This window comes from Allobosea sp. (assembly GCF_035944895.1).
Classification (GTDB): domain Bacteria; phylum Pseudomonadota; class Alphaproteobacteria; order Rhizobiales; family Beijerinckiaceae; genus Allobosea.
In genome coordinates, this window is sequence record NZ_DASZAT010000006.1 from 23,829 (window position 1) to 46,610 (window position 22,782).

General features: G+C 67.0%; 21 protein-coding genes. 12 read left to right on the forward strand and 9 right to left on the reverse strand.

All coding sequences use genetic code 11. The annotated features are described in order from the left end of the window. Nucleotides 1-8: 8 nt before the first annotated feature. Nucleotides 9-1,916, reverse strand: coding sequence for a peptidylprolyl isomerase (locus tag VGV58_RS08700; protein ID WP_326873622.1), 1,908 nt, complete (start codon nucleotides 1,914-1,916; stop codon nucleotides 9-11). A 149-nt stretch (nucleotides 1,917-2,065) separates the two neighbouring features. Here VGV58_RS08700 and tpiA point away from each other — a divergent pair, with 149 nt between their 5' ends. The 3 genes from tpiA to VGV58_RS08715 all read left to right on the forward strand — a co-directional run bounded on the left by tpiA (nucleotide 2,066) and on the right by VGV58_RS08715 (nucleotide 5,120). Beyond that, entirely contained in the window at nucleotides 2,066-2,827 is a 762-nt protein-coding gene (gene tpiA / locus VGV58_RS08705; protein WP_326873623.1) for a triose-phosphate isomerase, read from the forward strand. 132 nt (nucleotides 2,828-2,959) lie between these two features. After that, the gene (secG, locus tag VGV58_RS08710) at nucleotides 2,960-3,364 is read left to right on the forward strand and encodes a preprotein translocase subunit SecG (RefSeq protein ID WP_091828792.1); all 405 of its coding nucleotides are present in this window, start codon (nucleotides 2,960-2,962) and stop codon (nucleotides 3,362-3,364) included. 127 nt (nucleotides 3,365-3,491) lie between these two features. Further along, entirely contained in the window at nucleotides 3,492-5,120 is a 1,629-nt protein-coding gene (locus VGV58_RS08715; protein ID WP_326873624.1) for a CTP synthase, read from the forward strand. A gap of 66 nt (nucleotides 5,121-5,186) precedes the next feature. On the opposite strand, the gene VGV58_RS08720 is transcribed toward VGV58_RS08715, so the two are convergent. Then, nucleotides 5,187-5,567 carry a GFA family protein gene (locus tag VGV58_RS08720; protein ID WP_326873625.1) on the reverse strand — a complete coding sequence of 127 codons (381 nt, stop codon included), beginning with the start codon at nucleotides 5,565-5,567 and terminating at the stop codon, nucleotides 5,187-5,189. Nucleotides 5,568-5,685: 118 nt separating this feature from the next. Here VGV58_RS08720 and VGV58_RS08725 point away from each other — a divergent pair, with 118 nt between their 5' ends. From VGV58_RS08725 to VGV58_RS08740, 4 genes are read left to right on the forward strand one after another with little or no spacing between them, the layout of a single operon-like run. Continuing rightward, a complete protein-coding gene (locus VGV58_RS08725; protein WP_326873626.1) occupies nucleotides 5,686-6,087 on the forward strand; it encodes a DUF350 domain-containing protein in 402 nt (133 codons plus the stop codon). 9 nt (nucleotides 6,088-6,096) lie between these two features. Beyond that, nucleotides 6,097-6,729, forward strand: coding sequence for a DUF1190 domain-containing protein (locus VGV58_RS08730; RefSeq protein WP_326873627.1), 633 nt, complete (start codon nucleotides 6,097-6,099; stop codon nucleotides 6,727-6,729). Nucleotides 6,730-6,732: 3 nt separating this feature from the next. Next, nucleotides 6,733-7,899, forward strand: coding sequence for a glutathionylspermidine synthase family protein (locus VGV58_RS08735; protein WP_326873628.1), 1,167 nt, complete (start codon nucleotides 6,733-6,735; stop codon nucleotides 7,897-7,899). Nucleotides 7,900-7,922: 23 nt separating this feature from the next. Continuing rightward, nucleotides 7,923-8,798 (forward strand): VOC family protein, encoded by an 876-nt coding sequence (locus tag VGV58_RS08740; RefSeq protein WP_326873629.1) that lies wholly within the window; start codon nucleotides 7,923-7,925, stop codon nucleotides 8,796-8,798. A 21-nt stretch (nucleotides 8,799-8,819) separates the two neighbouring features. On the opposite strand, the gene VGV58_RS08745 is transcribed toward VGV58_RS08740, so the two are convergent. From VGV58_RS08745 to VGV58_RS08755, 3 genes are all read right to left on the reverse strand, one after another. Beyond that, a complete protein-coding gene (locus VGV58_RS08745) occupies nucleotides 8,820-9,077 on the reverse strand; it encodes a hypothetical protein (RefSeq protein WP_326873630.1) in 258 nt (85 codons plus the stop codon). Between the two features lie 127 nt (nucleotides 9,078-9,204). Then, nucleotides 9,205-11,307, reverse strand: a complete 2,103-nt coding sequence (gene mdoH / locus VGV58_RS08750; RefSeq protein ID WP_414643938.1) for a glucans biosynthesis glucosyltransferase MdoH — start codon at nucleotides 11,305-11,307, stop codon at nucleotides 9,205-9,207. A 92-nt stretch (nucleotides 11,308-11,399) separates the two neighbouring features. Next, a complete protein-coding gene (locus tag VGV58_RS08755; protein WP_326873631.1) occupies nucleotides 11,400-12,932 on the reverse strand; it encodes an OpgD/OpgG family glucan biosynthesis protein in 1,533 nt (510 codons plus the stop codon). A 345-nt stretch (nucleotides 12,933-13,277) separates the two neighbouring features. Here VGV58_RS08755 and glmU point away from each other — a divergent pair, with 345 nt between their 5' ends. Together glmU and glmS are read left to right on the forward strand one after the other, a co-directional pair. After that, nucleotides 13,278-14,633: a bifunctional UDP-N-acetylglucosamine diphosphorylase/glucosamine-1-phosphate N-acetyltransferase GlmU gene (gene glmU, locus VGV58_RS08760; protein ID WP_326874112.1), complete on the forward strand. Its 1,356-nt coding sequence runs from the start codon at nucleotides 13,278-13,280 to the stop codon at nucleotides 14,631-14,633. A gap of 108 nt (nucleotides 14,634-14,741) precedes the next feature. Continuing rightward, nucleotides 14,742-16,568 (forward strand): glutamine--fructose-6-phosphate transaminase (isomerizing), encoded by a 1,827-nt coding sequence (glmS, locus tag VGV58_RS08765; protein ID WP_326873632.1) that lies wholly within the window; start codon nucleotides 14,742-14,744, stop codon nucleotides 16,566-16,568. Here glmS and VGV58_RS08770 read toward each other — a convergent pair. Continuing rightward, nucleotides 16,555-16,974, reverse strand: a complete 420-nt coding sequence (locus VGV58_RS08770) for a YbaN family protein (RefSeq protein ID WP_326873633.1) — start codon at nucleotides 16,972-16,974, stop codon at nucleotides 16,555-16,557. The two genes, glmS and VGV58_RS08770, sit on opposite strands and share 14 nt — an antisense overlap. 100 nt (nucleotides 16,975-17,074) lie before the next feature. On the opposite strand from VGV58_RS08770, the gene VGV58_RS08775 reads away from it, so the two are divergent. Continuing rightward, on the forward strand, nucleotides 17,075-17,767 hold the full coding sequence (locus VGV58_RS08775) for a DUF502 domain-containing protein (protein WP_326873634.1): 693 nt from the start codon (nucleotides 17,075-17,077) through the stop codon (nucleotides 17,765-17,767). 1 nt (nucleotide 17,768) lies between these two features. Here the strand turns inward: VGV58_RS08775 and VGV58_RS08780 are convergent, their stop codons facing one another. Together VGV58_RS08780 and VGV58_RS08785 are read right to left on the reverse strand one after the other, a co-directional pair. Next, nucleotides 17,769-18,602, reverse strand: coding sequence for an AraC family transcriptional regulator (locus VGV58_RS08780; protein WP_326873635.1), 834 nt, complete (start codon nucleotides 18,600-18,602; stop codon nucleotides 17,769-17,771). A 69-nt stretch (nucleotides 18,603-18,671) separates the two neighbouring features. Continuing rightward, nucleotides 18,672-19,565, reverse strand: a complete 894-nt coding sequence (locus tag VGV58_RS08785; RefSeq protein WP_326873636.1) for a LysR family transcriptional regulator — start codon at nucleotides 19,563-19,565, stop codon at nucleotides 18,672-18,674. A gap of 133 nt (nucleotides 19,566-19,698) precedes the next feature. Between VGV58_RS08785 and VGV58_RS08790 the strand changes: the two genes are divergently transcribed. After that, nucleotides 19,699-20,115: a RidA family protein gene (locus VGV58_RS08790; protein ID WP_326873637.1), complete on the forward strand. Its 417-nt coding sequence runs from the start codon at nucleotides 19,699-19,701 to the stop codon at nucleotides 20,113-20,115. Between the two features lie 7 nt (nucleotides 20,116-20,122). Here the strand turns inward: VGV58_RS08790 and recG are convergent, their stop codons facing one another. After that, nucleotides 20,123-22,225, reverse strand: a complete 2,103-nt coding sequence (gene recG, locus VGV58_RS08795; protein ID WP_414643939.1) for an ATP-dependent DNA helicase RecG — start codon at nucleotides 22,223-22,225, stop codon at nucleotides 20,123-20,125. Nucleotides 22,226-22,362: 137 nt separating this feature from the next. Here recG and VGV58_RS08800 point away from each other — a divergent pair, with 137 nt between their 5' ends. Beyond that, on the forward strand, nucleotides 22,363-22,659 hold the full coding sequence (locus VGV58_RS08800; RefSeq protein ID WP_326873639.1) for an FAD assembly factor SdhE: 297 nt from the start codon (nucleotides 22,363-22,365) through the stop codon (nucleotides 22,657-22,659). Nucleotides 22,660-22,782: the final 123 nt, after the last annotated feature.

Below are 22,782 nucleotides of genomic sequence, written 5' to 3' on the forward strand. Positions count from 1 at the left end.
GTCCTGCTTCAGTTCTGGCCGCCGGTGGCGTTGCGCAGCGCCGCCTGGTTGACCTGGACGCCGAGATCGTTCTGCAGCTTGCCGACATATTGGGCGAGAAGATCCTCGCTGATGCTCGACGTCAGCAGCTTTACGAAGTTCTCGGCATCCTCTGTGGTGCGGGCATAGGGGCTGACCGTCGCAGCCTTGACCTGGAAGACGACGCGGCCGGTGTTCTCGACCGCAGCCGAGCCAGCCTTGCCGGCCGGCGTGCCGAAGACCAGCGAGACGACATTGCGCGGCAGGGCGTCGCTCTGGTCCTGGCGGCCGAGCGTCGCGTCCTCGAAGGCGAGCCCCTGCGCGAAGGCGATTGCGTCGAGCTTCTCGCCGGCGTCGAGCTTCTGCACGATCTCGCGGGCCTGAGCCGAAAGGCGCGAGGCGATCTCGTCGGAACGCCATTGCTTCTCGGCCTCGGCCTTGACCTCGTCGAAGCCGCGCTCGCGCGGTGGGTCGATCTTGGTCACGTCGAACCAGACATAGCCGCCATTGTTGGGTAGGCGCACGGCTTCGTTGTCGACGCCGATATCCGAGCGGAACAGCGCCTGCAGCGTCGTATCGCCGCCGGGGAGGGAGAGCTCCTGCGTGCCGTCGGGCTTGCCGAGGCTGGCATCGGCCGGGCCGAAATTGCGCAAGGCGAGATTGAATTCCTTGGCGATCTCCGGCAGCGGCCTGGCCGAGGCGCGCTGGTCCTCGACCTTGTCGTGCAGATCGGTCAACTGCTCGGCGGCGCGGCTCGTCGCGACATCGCGGCGGACCTCGTCGGCGACCTCCTCGAAGCTCTTGAGCCGGGCAGCCTCGATGGCCGGGACGCGCAGCAGAACGACGCCGAAGCTGCCTTGTACGGGCTCGCTGACCGCTCCCTGCGCCAAGGCGAAGGCAGCGTCGCGCACGGCCGGATCGAACAGGCCCTCGCGGGTGAAGGTGCCGAGCGTCAGATCGGCCTCGGCGACGTTGCGGCCGGCGCCGATCGCCTCGAAGGTCTCGCCGGCGTCGATCTTCGCCTTGGCGGCCTTTGCCTCCTCCATGGAGGGGAAGCCGATCTGCTGGACGGTGCGGCGCTCGGCCGAGCCGAAGCGCTGGGTCTTCACCTGCTCGTAGCGGGCACGGGCGTCGGCATCGCTGACCTTGCTCGGGTCTGCGAGGCTGGCGGCCGTCAGGACGAGCACATTGGCGGTGCGGTATTCGGGTGCGCGGAAGGCGGCCTTGCGCTCGTCGAAATACTTGCGCAGCACCTCGTCGCTCGGCGCGGCGATCTCGCCCGCGGCGCTGTCGGGCAGGGTGATGTAGGCGATCTCGCGCTGCTCATGGCGCAGGCGATGACCGAGCTCCTGCAGGGCGACCGGGGCCGTGACCGCGCCGACGACCATCTCGGCAATTTCCTGGCGCATCGTCACGGCGCGCTGCTCGCGCACGAATTGCTGCTCGTTCATGCCGATCGCGCGCAGCAGCTCGTTGAAGCGGGCCGGATCGAACTGGCCGGCAGCGTTCTTCATGTTCGGATCGGTGAAGAGGATGTTGCGCACGGTCTCGTCGGAGACGGCAAGACCCATCTTCTGAGCCGTCTGGTCCAGCGTCGCGTCGGTGACGAGGCGCGAGATCACGCGCTGGTCGAGGCCGAGCGCCCGGGCGAGATCTGGGCCGATCTGGCGGCGCTGCTGGCGCTGCAATTGCTGGATCTCGTTCTGATAGGCCGTGCGCACCTGCTCGAGGCCGATTTCGGTCTTGCCGACGACGGCGACGGCGTTGCGGCCATAGCCGCGGAAGATGTCGCCGATGCCCCAGACCGCGAAGGAGATGATCAGGAAGCCGAACATGATCGCGACGACGATCCTGCCGATCAGGCTCTGTCCCGCCTTGCGCAGGCCCTGCATCATCATGGTCCGGTCTTCCCAATTCTCTCGCGGCCGTGCCGCTGCGCGCCGCTTATAGGAAGAGCGGCGCCTTCCGGCAATCGCTGCGACTGGCCTCGATTGCGATCATGTGACGGCGTTGCTAGAGCGCAAGGGACAAGATTTGGAGAGCAGCCGTGACGCGAACGATCAAGCCGCTGGTGGCGGGCAACTGGAAGATGAACGGGCTGAAGGCCGACCTTGCCATCGCAGCCGAGGTCGCCAAGGGCCACGACGCCGCGCTGCGGCGAGCCGTAGACCTCGCCATCTGCCCGCCCACGACCCTGCTGTTCACGCTGACGGCAGCGCTGATCGGCTCGGGCATCGCGACCGGCGGGCAGGATTGCAGCGCCCATGCGAGCGGTGCCTATACCGGCGAGATTTCTGCGCCGATGCTGGTCGATGCCGGCGCGAGCTATGCGATCGTCGGGCATTCCGAGCGTCGTACCTTGCACGGCGAGAGCAATGCGACGGTGAAGGCCAAGGCCGAGGCGGCGCTGGCGGCGGGGCTGACACCGATCGTCTGCGTCGGCGAGACCAGGGACGAGCGCGAGGCCGGCAAGGCGCTGGCGATCGTGAAGAAGCAGCTGCGCGGCTCGGTGCCGGATGGCGCGACGGCGGCCTCGCTGGTCGTCGCCTATGAGCCGGTCTGGGCGATCGGCACCGGCCTGACGCCGACCGCGGCCGACGTCGCCGAGGTGCATGAGGCGATCCGGGCTGAGCTCGGGCGCCTCCTCGGCAAGGCCGCAGCTGCCGGTGTCCGGCTGCTCTATGGCGGTTCGGTCAAGCCCAGCAATGCGGCCGAGCTGATGAACGTCGCCAATGTCGACGGTGCGCTCGTCGGTGGCGCCAGCCTCAAGGCCGAGGATTTCCTGGCGATCGCGCGCGCCTGCGCCTGATCTCCCAAGGATATCAAACAAGGACATCAAAATCGCAGGTGGCATGGGCGGGAAGCCCATGCTATGGGCAGCGCCGATCCGCAGGATGCCGCCATCTTGGCAGGCGCCCGCGCCATACCCATTTCGTGAGCCATGCAGAACGTTCTCATCGTCATTCACCTGTTGATCGTGATCGCGCTGGTCGGCGTGGTGCTGCTGCAGCGCTCCGAAGGCGGTGGCCTCGGCATGGGCTCGGGCGGCGGAGGCGGCGTCGGCGGCTTCATGACCGGCCGCGGCCAGGCCAATGCGCTGACCCGCGCCACGGCGATCCTCGCCGGCCTGTTCTTCATCACCTCGATCGCGCTCGCGGTGATGGCGACGCATGGCCGCACGCAGCGCTCGATCATCGACGGCGCCCCGGCGCCGGCCGGCACGACCGCCCCGGCAGCTCCGAGCGGGCCTTCCGCGCCGAATGCCGGCGGGGTGCTCGACCAGCTCCGGCAGATGCAGAACCAAGGCGGTTCACAGCCGCCGCAGCCGGGAACACCGACGCGGTGACCGGAACGAGACAAGGGCAGGGGCCGGGAAACCGGCCCTTCTCTTTTGTGGACAAGCGCAAGGCGCAGGAACGACCTGCATCGATGTGCTTAGCGAATCGAACTCCAGGCGTTAAAGGTGACCTCCCATGACGCGGTATGTTTTCATCACCGGCGGCGTGGTGTCCTCGCTCGGCAAAGGCCTGGCGGCGGCGGCCCTGGCTGCTCTCCTGCAGGCGCGTGGCCATAAGGTCCGCTTGCGCAAGCTCGACCCCTATCTCAATGTCGATCCGGGCACGATGAGCCCGTATCAGCATGGCGAGGTCTTCGTCACCGACGACGGCGCCGAGACCGATCTCGACCTAGGCCATTACGAGCGCTTCACCGGCCGGCCCTGCAACAAGGGCGACAACATCACCACCGGCCGGATCTACATGGACATCCTGACGCGCGAGCGTCGAGGCGACTATCTCGGCGCCACCATCCAGGTGATCCCGCACGTCACCAACGCCATCAAGGAATTCGTCCTCTCGGGCAATGACGGCTACGACTTCGTGCTGGTCGAGATCGGCGGCACGGTCGGCGACATCGAGAGCCTGCCCTTCCTCGAATCGATCCGCCAGATCAGCCAGCAATTGCCGCGCGGCCAGTGCATCTTCGTGCACCTGACGCTGCTGCCCTACATCCCGACCGCGGGCGAGCTGAAGACCAAGCCGACCCAGCACTCGGTCGCCGAGCTGCGCTCGATCGGCATCCAGCCTGACATCCTGCTCTGCCGCACCGACCGCGAGATCCCGGTCGAGGAGCGGCGCAAGCTCGCGCTGTTCTGCAATGTCCGCGAGACTGCAGTGATCGAGGCCCGTGACGTCGCCTCGATCTACGACGTGCCGCTGTCCTACCATGCCGAGGGGCTCGACACCGAGGTGCTGGCCGCCTTCGGCCTGGACGACAAGACCGCCCCCGACATCAGCAACTGGCGGCGCATCTCGGAGCGGATCAAGAACCCGGAAGGCGAGGTCACTATCGCCATCGTCGGCAAGTACACCGGGATGAAGGACGCCTATAAGTCGCTGATCGAGGCGCTGACCCATGGCGGCATCGCCAACCGGGTCAAGGTCAACCTCGACTGGATCGAATCCGAGGTGTTCGAGAAGGAAGACCCGGCGCCCTTCCTCGAACATGTCCATGGCATCCTCGTCCCCGGCGGCTTTGGCCATCGCGGCGCCGAGGGCAAGATCAAGGCGGCGAGCTTCGCCCGGCAGCGCAAGGTGCCGTATTTCGGCATCTGCTTCGGCATGCAGATGGCGGTGATCGAGGCGGCGCGCTCGCTCGCCGGCGTCAAGGACGCCAACTCGACCGAGTTCGGCCCGACCGAGCAGCCCGTCGTCGGCCTGATGACCGAGTGGATGCGTGGCAACGAGCTGGAGCAGCGCTTCTCGGGCGGCGATCTCGGCGGCACGATGCGGCTGGGCGCCTACCAGTCGAAGCTGTCTGAGGACACCAAGATCGCCAAGATCTATGGCTCGACCGAGATCTCCGAGCGGCATCGCCACCGCTACGAGGTCAATATGGGCTATCGCGAGATGCTCGAGGCCAAGGGCCTGCGCTTCAGCGGCGTCTCTCCCGACGGGCTGCTGCCGGAGACGGTCGAGTACCCCGACCATCCCTGGTTCATCGGCGTGCAGTACCACCCCGAGCTGAAGTCGCGGCCGTTCGAGCCGCATCCGCTCTTCGCCAGCTTCGTCGAGGCGGCGGTGGTGCAGAGCCGCCTGGTCTGATCCTTTATCTCTTGCTCTCTCGCATTTTCTTCAGGCGAACCGGTACCCACTTCGCTTGAAAATGCTCTACTCGACCGGCACCGCGACCCAAGGGTGGCGGTGCTGGGTGTAGACCTGCTTGCCGGGCGCCGGAAAATCCGGGTCGGCGAAGGCGCCGACCGCGACCGCGATCATCTCGGGCTTGCGCAGAGGCTCCCAATAGATCGTGCTGCCGCAGCGCGGGCAGAAGTGCTGCGTGACTTCGAAGCCACTGTCCGCTTGCCGGCGATAAGCTGTCGCTTGCCCGCTGATCTCGACCTCCGAGCGCGGAAAGAAGGCGGCGATGCCGTAGGTGCTGCCGGTGCGGCGCTGGCATTCCCGGCAATGGCAGAGCGAGACGAGCGCCGGCTCACCGCGGCAGATCAGGCTCAGAGCCCCGCAAGAGCATCGGGCATGTCTTTCCTTCATGGAGTCTCTCCGTGACGTCGCCCGCGCGCCCATTGCACAATCCGCGACAGTCTGGCGCAGCGCCGCCGCTGACGTATAGTGACCTGCTTGAGCATCATCGCATGCAAGGGGCTGCAGCATGACGATCTCGATGGCCGGGTTACCGGCGTTCATCCTTTATTTCTGCGTTGGCTTCGCGCTGATCGCCGGCTTTGCAGCCGTCTACATGCGGCTCACCGCCCATGACGAGATCGCGCTGATCCGGGGCGGCAACCTCTCCGCCGCGATCGCCTTCGGCGGCAATCTCATAGGCTTCTCGGTGCCGCTGGAGACGGCGATCGAGCAGGCGGCGAGCATTCCCGACCTGGTGATCTGGGCCGTGATCGCCATGGTCGTCCAGTTCGGCGCCTATGGCTTTGCCCGGCTCGTCATCCCGGACCTCTCGCGCAAGATCGAGGAGGATCGGATTCCCTCGGCGGCGATGCTGGCGGTGATCGCCGTGATCAGCGGCACGCTCGCTGCCGCCAGCATGAGCTTGTAGGAGGCGGCGATGAAGCGCTCGACCCAGATCGGGCTCGCTGCGGCTGGCGTGGTGCTTGTCGCGACCTACTGGTCGCTCTCCGGCGGCGAGACCGACGATTCGCTAGTCTACAGCAATCTCTCCGAGTGCCGGGCTGCCAACCTGCTCGGTTCCAGCCAGTGCGAGCAACGCTTCAACGAGGCCTCCGCCAACCATCTGCGCGACGCCAAGAAATTCACCAGCAGCGCCTCCTGCGAGCAGGAATACGGCGCCAGCGGCTGCCAGAGCGCAGTCTGGAACAATGCCCAGGTCTTCATCCCGGCCCTGGCGGGCATCATGCTGGCGCGGCAGTTCATGTCCGGCGGCGGAGCGGCCCAGCCATTATTGCCGCCGACCAGCGCGGCCTGCCCGCCAGGTACCCGCCAGCCCGGATCCGGCCGGCCGGAATGCGAGCAGCCCGCCCGGAGCTCCTCATCCTCATCGTCCAGTGGCGGCTACTATGGCGGCAGCAGCAGCCGCTCGCGCGCCTATACGACGACCTCCGGCCAGGCGATGGTGGCGCGCAACATCTCGTCGACCGGGATGGCGAGCACACCGAGCGTCGCCTCCCGCGGCGGCTTCGGCTCGAGCTCGCGTTCGTTTTCCTCGTTCTCGTCGTCCTGACCGATGCAGCGGCTTCGCGTAGCACCCCGCAAGGACTGGCAGGCAGAGGTCGAGCGCCTCGGCTTCGCCTATCACACCCTCGACGGCGAGACCTATTGGGACGAAAGCGTCGCCTATGCCTTCTCGCTGAAGGAGATCGAGGAGGACATCGAGGCGCCGACCAGCGAGATCGAGGGGCTCTGCTTCGCCTTCGTCGAGCGCGCCCTCAAGGACGAGGAGATCCTGCGCCGGCTCGCGATCCCCGAGGCGCAATGGGGCCTGATCCGCGACAGCTGGCAGCGCGGCGACCGCAATCTCTATGGCCGGCTCGATCTTGCCTATGATGGCAAGGGTCCGGCCAAGCTGCTCGAATACAATGCCGACACGCCGACCTCGCTGTTTGAGGCTGCCGTGGTGCAATGGGATTGGCTGGAGCAGGCGATGGCGCGCGGGGTGATCTCGCGCGGCTCGGATCAATTCAACTCACTGCACGAACGCCTGATCGCCGCCTTCGGCGGGCTGCGTAATCCGAAGCCGGAGCGCATGCACTTCACCTGCGTGCAGGGGAGCTCCGAGGACAAGGGCACGGTCGATTATCTGATCGATTGCGCCGGCCAGGCCGGAATCGATACCCGTTTCACCTTCATCGAGGAGATCGGCCTGCTCGCCGATGGGCGCTTCTGCGACGGTGCCAGTCTGCCGATCGAGATGCTGTTCAAGCTCTATCCCTGGGAGTGGCTGTTCCGGGAGCAGTACGCCTCAGGGCTCGCCGGCTCGCGCTGCCAGTTCGTCGAACCGCCCTGGAAGGCGCTGATCTCCAGCAAGGGCCTCTTGCCTTATCTCTGGGAGATGGCGCCCGGCCATCCCAATCTGCTGCCGGCCTATTTCGAGGGCGATCCGCGCTGTGCCGAGCTCGGCTCGAGCCACGTCCGCAAGCCACTCTATTCGCGCGAGGGCGCCAATGTGACGCTCATCGAGGGCGGAGCGGTGCGCGACAGCGATGACGGTCCGTACGGCGCCGAGGGCTTCATCCTGCAGGCGACCGCGATGCTGCCGAATTTCGACGGCAATTATCCGGTGCTCGGCTCCTGGCTGGTCGCCTCGCAGCCTTGCGGGCTCGGGGTCCGAGAGGATACGACTCCGATCACCAAGAACACCTCGCGCTTCGTGCCGCACTTCATCGAGCCGTAGCGCCCAAAGCCTACGGTTTGCCCATGCCTGAAACGACCAAGGCCCGCGGTCTCGACCATCTCGTCATCGGCGTCGCCGATCTCGATGCGGCCGGAGCCTTCTATGCCGATCTCGGATTCCGCGTCGGCGCGCGCAACCGCCATCCCTGGGGGACCGAGAACCGGATCGTCCAGTTCCCCGGCGCCTTCCTCGAATTGATCACCGTTGGCGACGCCTCGCAGATTCCGCCGCATGCACCTCGGCATTTCTCCTTCGGCGCCTTCGTGCGCGATGCGCTGGCGCGCGGCGAGGGCATGTCGATGCTGGTGCTGGAGAGCCGCGATTCGACGGGCGACGCCAATGGCTTCCGCGCTGCGGGCGTCGGCGATTTCGAGCCGTTCTTCTTCGAACGGCAGGCGCGCCGGCCGGATGGCAGCGAGGTCCGCGTCGCCTTCTCGCTCGCCTTCGCCGAGAATCAGAAGGCACCCGAATGCGGCTTCTTCGTCTGCCAGCAGCACGAGCCGCAGAATTTCTGGAACCCGGCATTCCAGCAGCACGAGAACGGCGCGAGCGGGCTGTCTGCCGTGTTCCTGGTGGCACGGCAGCCAGCCGCGCAGGCCGTTTTCCTCAACGCCTTCTCCGGCGCCGAGAGCTTCGCCACGCCGGAAGCGGGCCTGCAGCTAACGCTGCCGCGCGGGCGCCTGGAGGTGCTGACGCCGCAGGCGGCCGCGGCGAGGCTCGACGGCGAGAGCCGGCAGGAACAGGCCCGCTTTGCCGGCTTTGCTGTCGCGGTGCCCGAGCTCGAGCCGATTCGGTCGCGGCTCGTCGAGCGCGGTGTCGCGCATCGCATGGATGGCGCACGCATCATCGTGCCGGCGCAGGCCGCTTTCGGCTGCGCCATCCAGTTCGAGATGGGTTGAGCGCCGGGGCGCTTGCTGCAATCAGCGCCGGCCCGGCCGCCCCCTGCGACCCCAGGCGCGCGCTCTGGCGACGCGCATGCGCCACCAGCCGCCGGCTCGCCGGCGATGCGTCAGCCGCCCGACCAGCAGCGTGTAGTCGGCCTCGACATCGGAAGCCTGCGCCAGGGCGCGGTCGAGATCGAGCGGGCCGGCTGCCGTTGCTGCGGACGGCAGGGCGGCAAGCGTTGCCCCGCCGGCGACGGCACCGATCAGACCCAGAAGAAATTGGCGGCGCTGCATGACAGTCTCCTTGCTGGAATGGCAAGGAGAATGCGTGAGCCGATCAGGCTCGTAGTCCTTCAAACGAAGGACAGCTCTCTGGAGCGAGCAGGAAGCCGGTCGCGATTTCGCAGCGAGGCCGCGTTTCCTAACGCCCGGCCGCCTCGGCGCCGGCATGGGCCGGCCCTTCGGGCAGATTGGCCAGCAGGCCGAGCAAGGCGCGGTCGTGCAGCACGACCATGCGTTCCTTCGGCTTCAGCCAGATCACCGCGTCGGCGATCGTCTCGGCATCGATCAGCTTGGCTTGCGCCACGGCGCGGTCGGGCTCGATCTCACCGCGACGGCGCGGCTGGACTTGGGGCAGCATGGCCTCGTGGGTCGCGCGCAGCATCGGATCGGCGTGGAGGGTAGAAAGCCCGTCGGCATCGTCGAAGCCGGCCTGCGAGAATTCTGCCTGGAGCGCGTTGGCCCGCGAGGCGATCGCCGGCGGGTCGCCTTCCTCCGGTGTCATCAAGAGCCCGCGCCGCTTCAGCCAGAGGCCGAGGGCGAGGTTGCCCGAGGCCCAGGAGAGCGGGATCGCCAGCAGCAAGCCGACGATCGTCGGCGACATCCAGGCGAAGAGCGAGGTCGCGATCATGAAGGCCGACAGGCCGGCGACGAGACCGAGCAGCGTATGGGCGCGGTGCCGGCGGACAATGTCCTTGAGCGGGATCGAGCCGTCGTCGCGGCGCTGCGGATTCCAGCCGGTGTCGCGGCCGACCAGAATCTGGAAGACCGAGCCGGACTGGATCACCATCATGATCGGCGCGAAGAAGGCCGAGAACAGGATCTCCAGCAGCGCCGAGAGGATGAGCCGGATGCCGCCGCCGCAGGCGCGCCGGAGCTTGCCGTCGAACAGCGTCAGCAGGAGGCCGAACAGCTTCGGCGCCAGGAGGATCGCCATGGTCAGCCCGAACAGGTTGAGCGCGCGCTCGGGGTCGAAGCGCGGCCAGACCGGGAAGAGCCTGAATTCCTCGGTGAAATATTCGGGCCTGGCGTAGTTGACCTGCAGCACGATCAGGATGCCGACCACGAGCTGCATCAGCCAGAAGGGCGAGGCGAGATAGGCCATCATGCCGGTGGCGAAATGCTGGCGGGTCGAGAGCTTCAGGCCTCTGGCGCCGATGATGCGCGAATGCTGGAGATTGCCCTGGCACCAGCGCCGGTCGCGAGTCGCGATGTCGATCAGCGAGGGCGGGCTCTCCTCATAGGAGCCCGTCAGGTCGGGCAGCATGTAGACCGACCAGCCGGCGCGCCGGATCAGCGCCGCCTCGACGAAGTCGTGGCTGAGGACATGGCCGCCGAAGGGCGGCTTGCCCTTGAGGTCGGGCAGGCCACAATGATCGGCGAAGGCCTTCGTCCGGATGATCGCGTTGTGGCCCCAGTAATTGCCGTCGCGGCCGGACCAGATCGCCAGACCCGTCGCGATCACCGGGCCGTAGACCCGCGCCGCGAACTGCTGCAGCCGCGCGAAGAAGGTGTTGCGGTTGATGATCAGCGGCAGCGACTGGATGATGCCGGCATCGGGATCGGCCTCCATCGCCGCGGCGAGGCGCACGATGCAGGTGCCGGTCATCAGGCTGTCGGCGTCGAGCACGACCATGTGCTCATAGTGGCCACCCCAGCGCGTGACGAAATCGGCGATGTTGCCCGCCTTGCGGTGATGGTTCTTCGGCCGGTGGCGATAGTAGATGCGCGCATCCGGCCCGAGCCGCTGGCGCAGGGCCAGGAAGGCGCGTTCCTCCGCCACCCAGATGTCGGGGTTGGTGGTGTCGGAGACGATGAAATAGTCGAAATGGGCGCCCAGGCCCGTCGCCTCGATCGACTCGCGGATCGCCGCCACCGCGGCGAAGGTCCGCGCCGTCGATTCATTGTAGATCGGCATGACCACGACGGTCTTCTGCGCCAGCGTCTCGGCGCGCGGGCTCTTCACCAGCCGGAAGAGCAGCGCGCAGAAGCCGAGGATCGCGCTGGTGAAAGCAAGCGCGATCCAGGAGAAGTTCACCGTGAAGAGGACGAGCAGCACGTACTGCAGGAAGGTCGTGCGGCTGACCGACACGACATGGTACATCTCCCAGGCGCCGTAGGCGGTCAGCGCCCAGGCGACGCCGAAAACGAAGATCCGGGCGAGCCAGGGTGTCCGCCAGGCTTGCGGCACGGCCGGGTTGCGCCCCTCCGAAGCATTCCAGCTGCGGAAGGACTGCACCGGCATCTCCAGCCGGCTCTCGGGCGGCGTCGCCTCGACCGGGGCGGGATAGCCGGTCGCGACCTCGATCTCGGCCGGGCGGGCAGCTAGGTCCACAGTCACCAGGTCCACCGATTGAGCAGGGTTTCCGAAACCGGCTGGCCGCCGGCGTCGAGCACGAGGCGAAGTTCCGAGAGCGTCTCGCTGCCGGGGTCTACCTCGAAGGCGACGCGCATGGTGCGCCGCTCCGGATAGGGCCAGAGCCGCAGATTCTGGATGGAGCCCGGCGTTGCCGTCACATTGGCGCGGATGGCGGCGACAAGGGCGGCGTCGCCGAGTCTGTCGCCGGTGAAATCGACGAGGAAGCGGCGCCGGCGCGCCTGCGAGCCGCGGCCTTGCCGGATGCGCGTCGCGGTGGCGAGCGGCGGGCGCTCAGGCGGCTGCCAGCACCAGGCCTGCCGATAGGCAACCGTCGTCTCGCTGCCGGCGGCGATCGGCTGGCGTGGGCGCCAATAGGTGATGATGTTGTCGTTGAGCTCGGATTCGCTGGGGATCTCGATCAGCTGGACCGAGCCTGGGCCCCAGTCGCCGAGCGGCTCCATCCAGACACTGGGCCGCAGCTCGAAGCGCTGGTCGTCGTCGACGAAGGCGTTGGGGTCGCGCTCGCGCTGAACCAGGCCGAAGCCGCGCGGATTGGAATCCTGGAAGGACGACACCTGCAGATTGGCGGGGTTGCTGACCGGCCGGTAGATCCATTCGCCGTTGCCGGTGAGCATCTGCACGCCGGAGACCTCGTGGACCGCCGGGCGCAGATCGTCGAAGCCGCGCCGGCTCTGCGGCCCGGAGAGATAGGTGCCCATGACGCAGCCGAAGCCGACATGGTCGAGATTGGCCCGGGCGAAAAGGGTCATCTCGACATCGATGAAGGTGACGTCGCCGGGGCGCAACGTCATGCGAACCGCGCCGGTGACGCTCTCGGAATCGAGCAGCGCGTGGATGATCAGCACGCCGGCGGCGGGGCTGGGCCGCTCGATCCAATAGGCGCGGAAGAACGGAATCTCCTCGCCGCGCGTCTCGCCCGGCCGCAGGATCAGGGCGCGGGCCAGCGCCCCGAAATTCTGGCCGCGAGCCAGCGAACGAAAGAAGGTCGCGCCCTGGAACAGCGCGAGTTCATAGGGGCGCTCCAGACCGGCCGAGACGCGGAAGCCCGAGAACTGCAGATCGGCTCCTGACGATGGAGGCGTCACGCGGCCGTAAGTGAACTTGCCGGGGTCGAAGGCGACCCGCCTGACCACCTCGTCCTCGACCGTGAACAGGCTGACGGGCGACGAGAAGACATAGCCGCGGTGCAGCGGCTCGACGGTGAAGCCGCGATTCTCGCCAGCCCAGATCATGCCCGAGGGTTGCGCCCTGATGCCGACATACTGGTCATAGGGCAGGGTGGCGTAGCCTTCCGGCAGGTCGGTCGCGACCAATGGCACCATCGGCCGGCGCGAGAGCACGCGCGCGGCTTCGACGACGAGCGCGGGATCGAAGCGTTGTCCTTCGGCTATGACCGATTGCACCAGCCCGGCCCATGTCGTCGGGGCCTGCGCCGCCGCAGTGCCGACGGCAAACCGCTGCGCGATGGCGCCGGTTGCTGCGAGGCTCAAAAATCGACGGCGATTCAAGGATTTCGACATGATATCCAACTTGGGCCGGCAAAGCTCTGCCGACTTGCGCTTCTAGAGCATTTCGCGCGGGGCTGAAAAGCGCGGTGCAAGGCCAAAGGCGAAAAAAGGAGCGCCTTGCATGCAGGAATGCCATGCTGAAACCGAAGCCGTGCCAAATGGCTCGTCAGGGGCCGGCGTCTGGGCGCATCGTCCGCTGGTCTTTGCCAAATCCGCTCGCAATCGGCTATCCACCGCCGGTGCGGCATTCGCCTGCGCCCGCGACGACGGCCGGTCGTGGCCGCGCTTCCTCGTTAAAGAGCATGTGACAGGACGATCATGACGGAAATGCAGCCCGCCCGGACCTGTCTCGCCATCGTGCTGGCTGCGGGCGAGGGAACCCGGATGAAATCGGCACGGCCGAAGGTGCTGCACGAGGTGGCCGGCCGCTCGCTGCTCGGCCACGTCCTGACGGCCGTGACGGCTGCCGGCGCCGACGCGCTCGCCGTGGTGATCGGCCCCGACCGGCCGGACGTTGCGGCCGAGGTCAGGAAGCACGCGCCGCATGCCGCGGTCTTCGTCCAGACCGAGCGCAAAGGGACGGCGCATGCGGTGCTGGCGGCTCGTGAAAGCCTGGCGGCCAAGCATGACGATATCCTGGTCGCCTTCGCCGATACGCCGCTGGTGCGGCCCGAGACCTTCGTCGAGCTGCGCAAGGCGCTGCATGGCGGTGTCGGCGTCGCCGCGCTCGGCTTCGAGGCGAAAGATCCAGCCGGCTATGGACGTTTCGTCACGCAGGATGGCGCGCTGCACGCAATCGTCGAGCACAAGGATGCCGACGAGGCGACGCGCGCGATTACCCTCTGCAATGCCGGGCTGATGGCGCTCGATGGCGGCAAGGCGCTCGCCATCCTCGATGCGATCGGCTGCGCCAATGCGCAGAACGAATATTACCTGACCGATGCCGTCGCGGTGGCACGCGCACAAGGGCTGAAGGCGGTCGCCCGGGTCGCGCCCGAGGCCGAGGTGCAGGGGGTCAACGATCGGGCCCAGCTCGCGGCCGTCGAAGCCGATTTCCAGCGCCGCAAGCGGCTGGAGGTGATGCTGTCAGGCGCCACGCTGATCGCGCCCGAGACCGTGTTCTTCAGTCATGACACGCAGATCGGCCGCGACGTCCTGATCGAGCCCAACGTCGTCTTCGGCCCCGGCGTCAAGGTCGCCGACAACGCTGTCATCCACGCCTTCTCGCATCTGGACGGGGCGAGCGTCGGCCAAAGCGTCTCGATCGGCCCCTATGCGCGGCTGCGGCCGGGTGCCGAGCTGGCGAAGGGAGCCCGGGTCGGCAACTTCGTCGAGATCAAGGCCGCCGCGATCGGCGAGGGAGCCAAGGTCAACCACCTGACCTATATCGGCGATGCTGAAATCGGCGCGAACGCCAATATCGGCGCCGGCACGATAACCTGCAACTATGATGGCTTCTTCAAAGCGAAAACGATCATCGGCGAGGGCGCCTTCGTCGGCTCCAATTCGGCGCTGGTCGCGCCGGTGACGATCGGGGCGGGGGCCTATGTCGGCTCGGGCTCGGTCATCACCCGCGACGTCAAGCCGGATGCGCTCGCCGTGGCGCGCGGCCGGCAGATGGAGCGCGAGGGCTGGGCTTCGGCCTTCAAGGCCGCCGCCCAGGCCCGAAAAGCCCGGCAATAGGCGATTTGCAAGGCATTTCGTTCACAGTTCGACATTCAACGTGATTTCGCGTTCGCCGGTTCGCGGATTATGGCGATGCGTATCGACATCAACGGATGAGGCACATCCATGTGCGGAATCGTGGGTATTCTCGGCAAGCAGGCTGTCGCCGGCCAGGTCGTCGAGGCGCTGCGGCGGCTCGAATATCGCGGCTATGATTCAGCCGGCGTCGCGACGCTCGAAGGCGGCCGGCTCAGCCGCCGCCGCGCCGAAGGCAAGCTCAAGAATCTCGAAGTGCGCCTCTCCAACGAGCCGCTCGAGGGCCTGATCGGCATCGGCCACACGCGCTGGGCGACGCATGGCAAGCCGACCGAGAGCAATGCCCATCCGCACGCGACTGAGAAGCTCGCGGTCGTCCACAACGGCATCATCGAGAATTTCCGCGAGCTCAAGGCCGAACTCGAGGCCGACGGCCACGTCTTCGCCAGCGAAACTGATACCGAGGTCATCGCCCATCTCGTCACCCGCGAGCTCGATCGCGGCAAGGATCCGGTCGCGGCGGTCGGAGCGTCGCTGCCGCATCTGCGTGGCGCTTTCGCGCTCGCCTTCCTGTTCGAGGGCCAGGAAGACCTGCTGATCGGCGCCCGCAAGGGCTCGCCGCTCGCGGTCGGCATTGGCGACGGCGAGATGTATCTCGGCTCGGACGCGCTGGCATTGGCGCCTTTCACCAATCTGATCGCCTATCTCGACGAGGGCGACTGGGTGGTGCTGAACCGCCAGGGCGCGACCTTCTACGACGCCGACGGGAGCCAGGTCGAACGCCGTGCCCAGCGCGTCGCGGCCGGCGCCTTCCTGGTCGAGAAGGGCAACCATCATCACTTCATGGCCAAGGAGATCTACGAGCAGCCGGAAGTGGTCGGCCACACGCTGACACATTATGTCGACATGGCGAACGGCGTGACGCGGCTGCCCTTCGAGACTCCATTCGACTGGAAGAGCCTGTCGCGCCTGTCCGTCTCGGCTTGCGGCACCGCCTATTATGCCGGCCTGACCGCCAAGTACTGGTTCGAGAAGCTGGCCCGCCTGCCGGTCGAGATCGATGTCGCCTCGGAGTTCCGCTATCGCGAGGCGCCTCTGCCTGCGAACGGGCTCGCGCTCTTCGTCTCCCAATCGGGCGAGACCGCCGACACGCTTGCCTGCCTGCGCTATGCCCGCCAGGAAAGCCAGCACATCATGTCGGTCGTCAACGTGCCGACCTCGACGATCGCGCGCGAGAGCGACGTCGTCGCCCCGACGCTGGCCGGCCCGGAGATCGGCGTCGCTTCGACCAAGGCCTTCACCTGCCAGTTGACCGCGCTCGCCGGGCTCGCCATCGCCGCCGCCCGCGCCCGTGGCACGCTCTCGGCCGAGCAGGAAGCGCGCTATGTTCAGGAGCTGATCGCGCTGCCCGGCCTGATGGCACAGGCGCTGACGCTGGAGCCCGAGATCGAGAAGCTCGCCCGCAAGCTGTCGCGTGCGCGTGACGTGCTCTATCTCGGCCGCGGCACCGCCTTCCCGCTGGCCCTGGAAGGCGCGCTGAAGCTCAAGGAAATCAGCTACATCCACGCCGAAGGTTATCCGGCGGGCGAGCTCAAGCATGGTCCGATCGCGCTGATCGACGAGGACATGCCGGTCATCGTCATCGCCCCGCACGATGCACTCTTCGAGAAGACGGCTTCAAACATGCAGGAGGTCGCGGCACGCGGCGGTCGGATCATCCTGATCACCGACGCCAAGGGGGCAGCCGAAGCCGGCATCGTGCCGGAGGCGACCATCATCATGCCGGAGATGGACCCGCTGTTCGCGCCGATCGTCTATGCGGTGCCGATCCAGATGATCGCCTATCAGACGGCCGTCTTCATGGGCAAGGACGTCGACCAGCCGCGCAATCTGGCGAAGTCGGTCACCGTCGAGTGATTTCGTCGCCCTCCGGCTCCGGCCGGCTCGCGACATAGGCGCCGGCCGCGATCAGGCCGGCGCCGCTCAGCCAGAGCGCGATCGGCGGCGCATCGGTTGCCGCCACGATGACGAAGCTCAGCAGCATCGAGCCGCAGGCGACATATTTCGTCCTGCGGGCAATCGCGCCGGTTTCCCGCCAGCGCACGACCTGCGGGCCGAGCCAGGGATGGTTGACCAGCCAGCTTTCGAAGCGCGGCGAGGAGCGCGAGAAGCACCACGCCGCTGCGATCAGGAAGACGGTGCCGGGCATCACTGGCAGAATCAGCCCGATAATGCCCATGACCGTGCAAAGCCAGCCCGCGGCGAGATAGAGCGGCCGATGCCAGCGGCGCTGCGGTCTGGACGGTTCGGACACGAGGCTCATCGACGAATCGGGGGGTAGCCAGCGCCGTACGCTCGGCTATCGTCTGATAGTGCGGCGCAATATGGTCAGGCCGCAAGAGCGACGGAGACCCGGATCGCCTATGACTGCCCGCACGCCCGATCCGCGCCTCGTCGTCCAGCCCGACCTGTTGCGACCAACCTTCGGGACCAGGCTCAGGCGCTATTTCCTGACCGGTCTTGTGCTGGCAGCGCCGCTCGCCATCACCGCCTCGGTGACCTGGTGGTTCATCAACCTGGTCGACGGCATGGTGAAGCCGCTGGTGCCGGCCCAGTTCTGGCCCGAAAACCATTTGCCATTTCCGCTGCCCGGCTTCGGCCTGATCATCGCCCTGATCGGCCTGACGGTGATCGGTTTCTTCGCCGCCAACCTGGTCGGGCGCTCGCTGATCGGCGCCGGCGAATCGATACTCAACCGGATGCCGGTGGTGCGCGGCCTCTACAAGGGCGTGAAGCAGATCTTCGAGACGATCTTCTCGCAGTCCGGCACCTCGTTCCGCAAGGTCGGCATGGTGCAGTTCCCGCAGCCGGGCATGTGGTCGATCGTCTTCATCGCCCAGGAGGCGGCGCCCGAGATCGCCGGCAAGCTGCCCGATGGCGACGAGCAGATCGGCGTCTTCCTGCCCTGCACGCCGAACCCGACCACCGGCTTCTTCTTCTATCTGCCGCGGCGCGAGATCGTCGAATTGTCGATCTCGGTCGAGGACGGCGCCAAGCTGATCATGTCCGCCGGGCTGATCCAGCCCGGCCAGCCAATGTCGGATGGGGTGAAATAGCTCAGCCCTTGAGCGGCACCCAGATCTCGACGATGCCGTTACCGGTCGCGCCGTCGAAGCGCTGATCCATGCGTTCGAGCGTCACGCCCATTGCCGGCTCGCGGCCCGATTTCGGCAGCCAGTCGCGCCAGATCGCTTCAAACGTTTGTTTGATGCCGGTGATGTGGCCACTGTGCTCGAACACGGCACAGAGCTGCTCGGGCACGCTCAGTCGGGCGAACTCTTCGGGCAGGTCGCTGAAGGACGAGACTTCCGCGCCGGCGATATAGTCGAAGGTGCCGACATCGTCGCAATTGTAGCTGGCGCCATAGGCGATGAAGCCCTTCTGGCTGGGGATATGGCCGAAATGCGGGGCGATCTTCTGCCAGAGCAGCGGAATGCCTTGCGTGTTGTCGACCGAGAAATGACCGCTGAGGCCGGCGATCAGCATGGGCTTGCCGGTGACGATACGCGGCTCGGCGAGGGGAATGCGGTTTGCAGCGTGCATGGACAGAGGCTCCACGAGAGCAAGGGATGACAGGTCGTGCCTCGATCGCAGCTCTTCCGGCGTGAGGCCGAATTGCTCGCGGAAAGCACGGGTGAAGGCCTCGTGAGAGCCATAGCCCCAGTCGAGCGCGACCTGGAGGATATCGGGGGCGCCGTCCGCCAGCTGGCGCGCCGCTTCCGAGAGCCGGCGCTCGCGCACATAGCGCATCACCGAGCGGCCGGTCGCCACGCCGAAGGCGCGGCTGAGATGGAAGCGAGAGACGCCGCTGACCTCCGCGATCTCGTCGAGCGAGACATCGGAGGCGAAGCGGCTTTCGATGCACCAGAGGGCTTTCTTGATCGGGTCCATGACTCACTCACGAAACGCCGGCACCATGGCGAAGGCGAAGCGGGTCCGCTTGATCGGGATTGCTGCGTGCTATTTTCGTAGCCCCTTCACGACGTCGAGGAAGGCGCGCAGCGCCGGCGGCACCGCCCGGTGTCCGGGATAGTAAACCGCCACCGCTTCCGGAGCCGGCGCCCAGGCCGCTAGAACCTGGCGCAGGCGCCCCTCCGCCAACGCCGCCTCGGCGGCCGGGCTGGCGACATAGCCGATGCCGAGGCACTTGATCGCGGCGTCCACCATCAATTCCTCGTCGTCGAGGATGACCGGCCCGCCGACCTCGATCGTCAGGGCCTTCCCGGCTCGCTCGAACTCCCAGTGATAGAGCTTTCCTCCCGGCACGCGGTGGCCGATGCAGCGATGGTGCACGAGTTCATCGGGCGCTCCCGGTTCGCCGAAGCGTTCGAGATAGGCCGGTGCCGCGACGCAGACGAAGCTGACCGCGTCGACAAAGGGCACGGCGATCATGTCCTTCGGAATCGAGTCGACGAGGCGTACCCCGGCATCGAACCCGGCGGAGACAATGTCGATCAGCTTGCCCTCGACAACGAAGTCGACGACCACATCAGGGAAGCGCTCCGCCATCGCCGGCAGAATGTCGCGCATGAGGATCGTGCCCCCCAGCCGCGGTGCGTTGATCCGCACGGTCCCGGTCACACTGCCGCGGAAGGTGGCGATGCTGTCGAGCGCCTGGTCCAATGTGGCGAGCGCTGGCTGAAGCCGGCCGAGTAATTCGAAGCCGGCTTCGGTCGGCGAGACGCTACGCGTCGTGCGGTTGAGCAGGCGCACGCCCATGCGCTCCTCGAGCGCGCGCATCGCATGGCTGAGCGTGGAGGGCGCGATGCCGAGCTCATCCGCTGCGCGCCGGAAGCTGCGGCGGTTCGCGACGGTCACGAAGGCGGTGAGGTCGTTGAGGGAAGGGCGGATCATTGCTGGGAAATCTGCATGAGCTTGTGTCGATTTCAACGGCTAATGCAAACAATGCTTGCTCGCTATCTCCTGTCGGCAAGGGCGGACCACGCGGCGAGGCTGCCTGCGTTCGTAGCCCATGAAAGGAACCGACATGACCAAACGCGACGCCATTTTTCCCGCTGACCGCCACGCGCTCTACGACGTCCATCAATACTCAGCCGCCATCCGGCATGGCGACCTGCTCTTCATCTCCGGGCAGGTCGGCAGCCGCGAGGACGGTTCGCCCGAACCGGTGTTCGAGGATCAGGTCCGGCGGGCTTTCGCCAATCTGCGCGCCGTGCTGGCGGCGGTAGGCGCGACTTTCGACGACGTGATCGATGTCATCTCGTTCCACACCGACCCCGCGACGCAGTTCGAGAAGATGATGGCCATCCGCGCCGAGGAAATCGGCGAGCCGCCTTATCCGACCTGGACCGCCGTCGGTGTGACCTGGCTCGCCGGCTTCGATTTCGAGCTCAAGGTGATCGCTCGCATTCCGGCGGCGAGCAGCGCAGGCTCACAGGGCTGAGGCAGGCTCAGCCGGCTCGCAGCAGGCGGATCGCGACGTCGCGTTCGAACAGATAGAGCAGCGTCCGGATCGCCTGGCCGCGCGGCGTCTCCAGATGCGGGTCGCGCTCGATCAAGAGGCGGGCGTCGTCCCGGGCAGCCGCCAGCAGATCGCCGTCGATCTCGGGCCGGGCGATGCGCCAGTCGGGCGAGCCGGACTGGCGCGTGCCGAGCACTTCGCCTTCGCCGCGCAGGCGCAGGTCTTCCTCGGCGATGCGGAAGCCGTCCTCGCTTTCGCGCATGATGGTGAGGCGCGCTTCCGCCACCTGCCCGAGTGGGCCCTTGTAGAGCAGGAGGCAGGTCGAGGCGGCGCTGCCTCGGCCGATCCGCCCGCGCAATTGGTGGAGCTGGGCGAGGCCGAAGCGCTCGGCATGCTCGATCACCATCACCGAAGCGTTGGGCACGTCGACGCCGACCTCGATCACCGTGGTCGAGACCAGCACGCGCGTCTGCCCGCCGGAGAAGGCGGCCATGGCGGCATCCTTGTCGCGGCCTGGCATCTGGCCGTGCAGCAGGCCGACCTTGTCGCCGAAGAGGGCCTGCAGCGCCTCGAAGCGCTCCTGCGCCGCAGCGACGTCGAGCGTGTCGGATTCCTGCACAAGCGGACAGACCCAGTAGACCTGCGCGCCGCTCTCCAGCGCCCTCCCGACCGCACCGACGACTTCGTCATAGCGCTCCAGCGAGATCGCTCGCGTGGTGATCGGCTTCCGGCCGGCCGGCTTCTCCGAGAGGATCGAGACGTCCATGTCGCCGAACCAGGTCAGCGCCAGCGTGCGCGGGATCGGCGTCGCGGTCATCACGAGGATGTCGACCGCCTCGCCCTTGGCGCCGAGCAGCAGGCGCTGGTGCACGCCGAAACGGTGCTGCTCGTCGACGACGGCGAGCGCCAAGTCATGGAAGGCGACACCTTCCTGGAACAGCGCATGGGTGCCGACGACGATATCGATCTCGCCATTCGCCAGGCCTTCGAGCACTTGCCGGCGGCCAGCACCCTTTTCGCGGCCGGTGAGCAGAGCGAGCTTGAGGCCGGCCTTGTCGGCGAGCGGCGCGAGCCGCTCGGCATGCTGGCGGGCCAGGATCTCGGTCGGCGCCATCAGCACCGATTGCCTGTTAGCCTCGGCTGCGGCTGCCATCGCCATCAGCGCGACCACGGTCTTTCCCGAGCCGACATCGCCCTGGAGCAGGCGCAGCATGCGCTCCGGCTTTTCCATGTCGTCATGGATGTCGGCGATCGCCTTGCGCTGGCCGTCGGTCAGCGTGAAGGGCAGGGCGGTCTCGATGGCCTGGCGCAAGGCGCCGTCGCCGGCTGTGGCGCGGCCGGCCGCCTTCTTCTGCTGGCGGCGGACGAGGGCCAGCGCGATCTGGCTCGCCAGCAATTCGTCATAGGCGATGCGCCGGCGCACGACCGTTTCGCCAGTCGCCGCCTTGAGATCGACCGGGTGATGCAAGGCATGGATGGCATCGCGGAAGGGCGCGAAGTCGTTGCGGGCAGCGAAGGCCTCGTCCTGCCATTCCGGCAGTTCCGGGCAGCGCTCGGCCGCGCCGGCGGCAATGCGCGCCATGACGCGTCCGCCGATGCCTTCGGTCAGCCCGTAGACCGGCTCGACCGAGGGCATGGTCGCAGCGAGCTTTGGATCGAGGATGCGGTCGGGATGCACCATTTGGCGCATCCCGTCCCAGAGTTCGAGCTTCCCCGAGATGATGCGATAGGCGCCGATCGGCAGGCTCTGCAGGAGATGGCGGACATCGGCGTGGAAGAAGACCAGCGTCACGTCGCCGGTCTCGTCCTCGACGATGATGCGATAGGGCGCCTTGGCCTTGGTCGGCGGTGCAGGGCGGTGCTCGGTGACCTGGGCCGAGAAGGTCGCGACCTCGCCGACCGGCGCCTCGGCGATGCTCTCGCTCGGCCGCCGGTCGATCGCGCCGGTCGGTAGATGGAACATCAGGTCGATGACGCGGGCCGCATGCGTCTCGTCGCCCAGCAGCCTGTCGAGCGCCTTGGCGAGCTTGGGGCCGACGCCGGAGAGCGCGGTGGCGGGGGCGAAGAGCGGATCGAGGACGGATGGGCGCAATGGCTTCACGGCATGTCAGGAGTGCGAGGCTCGCGGCATTCCTGCCGCTGACTTCGCGAGATGGCATCGCTATATAGCTCGCGACGGCAGGCTTCGCGAAGGGGCCGGCCCAATCTCTATTTCCCGCGAGGCCGATGATGAGTGGCTCGACCCGTAGCAGCGCCGATCTCGACCCACGCCGGCGCAAGATCCTGTTCCGCGCCTGGCATCGCGGCATGCGTGAGATGGACCTGATCATGGGCCGCTTCGCCGACGCGCAGATCGGCAATTTGAGCGAAGAGGAACTCGACGAGTTCGAGCGGCTGATCGAGGTGCTCGACCGCGACCTCTTGAGCTGGGTGACGGGGGAAGCGCAGGTGCCGGAGAACTATGACAGCGAGGTCTTCCGGCGGCTGAAGGCCTTCCACCAGCACGACAAGCCCATTCATGTGTGAGGGCTTGGCCTGCTCCCTTCATTGTCATTCCGGGGCTTCGCGCAGCGAAGAACCCGGAATCCACGATCGAGTGAGCAGCTTGCAACCGAACACCGCAGTAGCACCCAGTCGTGGGTTCCGGGT

What these genes read in the sequence shown, in the direction of transcription:
- VGV58_RS08700 (WP_326873622.1), bottom strand. Translation starts at nt 1,916, where the DNA reads ATGATGATGCAGGGCCTGCGCAAGGCGGGACAGAGCCTGATCGGCAGG.
- secG (WP_091828792.1), top strand. Translation starts at nt 2,960, where the DNA reads ATGCAGAACGTTCTCATCGTCATTCACCTGTTGATCGTGATCGCGCTG.
- VGV58_RS08715 (WP_326873624.1), top strand. Translation starts at nt 3,492, where the DNA reads ATGACGCGGTATGTTTTCATCACCGGCGGCGTGGTGTCCTCGCTCGGC.
- VGV58_RS08720 (WP_326873625.1), bottom strand. Translation starts at nt 5,567, where the DNA reads ATGAAGGAAAGACATGCCCGATGCTCTTGCGGGGCTCTGAGCCTGATC.
- VGV58_RS08725 (WP_326873626.1), top strand. Translation starts at nt 5,686, where the DNA reads ATGACGATCTCGATGGCCGGGTTACCGGCGTTCATCCTTTATTTCTGC.
- VGV58_RS08730 (WP_326873627.1), top strand. Translation starts at nt 6,097, where the DNA reads ATGAAGCGCTCGACCCAGATCGGGCTCGCTGCGGCTGGCGTGGTGCTT.
- VGV58_RS08735 (WP_326873628.1), top strand. Translation starts at nt 6,733, where the DNA reads ATGCAGCGGCTTCGCGTAGCACCCCGCAAGGACTGGCAGGCAGAGGTC.
- VGV58_RS08740 (WP_326873629.1), top strand. Translation starts at nt 7,923, where the DNA reads ATGCCTGAAACGACCAAGGCCCGCGGTCTCGACCATCTCGTCATCGGC.
- VGV58_RS08745 (WP_326873630.1), bottom strand. Translation starts at nt 9,077, where the DNA reads ATGCAGCGCCGCCAATTTCTTCTGGGTCTGATCGGTGCCGTCGCCGGC.
- mdoH (WP_414643938.1), bottom strand. Translation starts at nt 11,307, where the DNA reads ATGCCGGTGCAGTCCTTCCGCAGCTGGAATGCTTCGGAGGGGCGCAAC.
- glmU (WP_326874112.1), top strand. Translation starts at nt 13,278, where the DNA reads ATGCAGCCCGCCCGGACCTGTCTCGCCATCGTGCTGGCTGCGGGCGAG.
- glmS (WP_326873632.1), top strand. Translation starts at nt 14,742, where the DNA reads ATGTGCGGAATCGTGGGTATTCTCGGCAAGCAGGCTGTCGCCGGCCAG.
- VGV58_RS08770 (WP_326873633.1), bottom strand. Translation starts at nt 16,974, where the DNA reads ATGAGCCTCGTGTCCGAACCGTCCAGACCGCAGCGCCGCTGGCATCGG.
- VGV58_RS08775 (WP_326873634.1), top strand. Translation starts at nt 17,075, where the DNA reads ATGACTGCCCGCACGCCCGATCCGCGCCTCGTCGTCCAGCCCGACCTG.
- VGV58_RS08780 (WP_326873635.1), bottom strand. Translation starts at nt 18,602, where the DNA reads ATGGACCCGATCAAGAAAGCCCTCTGGTGCATCGAAAGCCGCTTCGCC.
- VGV58_RS08785 (WP_326873636.1), bottom strand. Translation starts at nt 19,565, where the DNA reads ATGATCCGCCCTTCCCTCAACGACCTCACCGCCTTCGTGACCGTCGCG.
- VGV58_RS08790 (WP_326873637.1), top strand. Translation starts at nt 19,699, where the DNA reads ATGACCAAACGCGACGCCATTTTTCCCGCTGACCGCCACGCGCTCTAC.
- VGV58_RS08800 (WP_326873639.1), top strand. Translation starts at nt 22,363, where the DNA reads ATGAGTGGCTCGACCCGTAGCAGCGCCGATCTCGACCCACGCCGGCGC.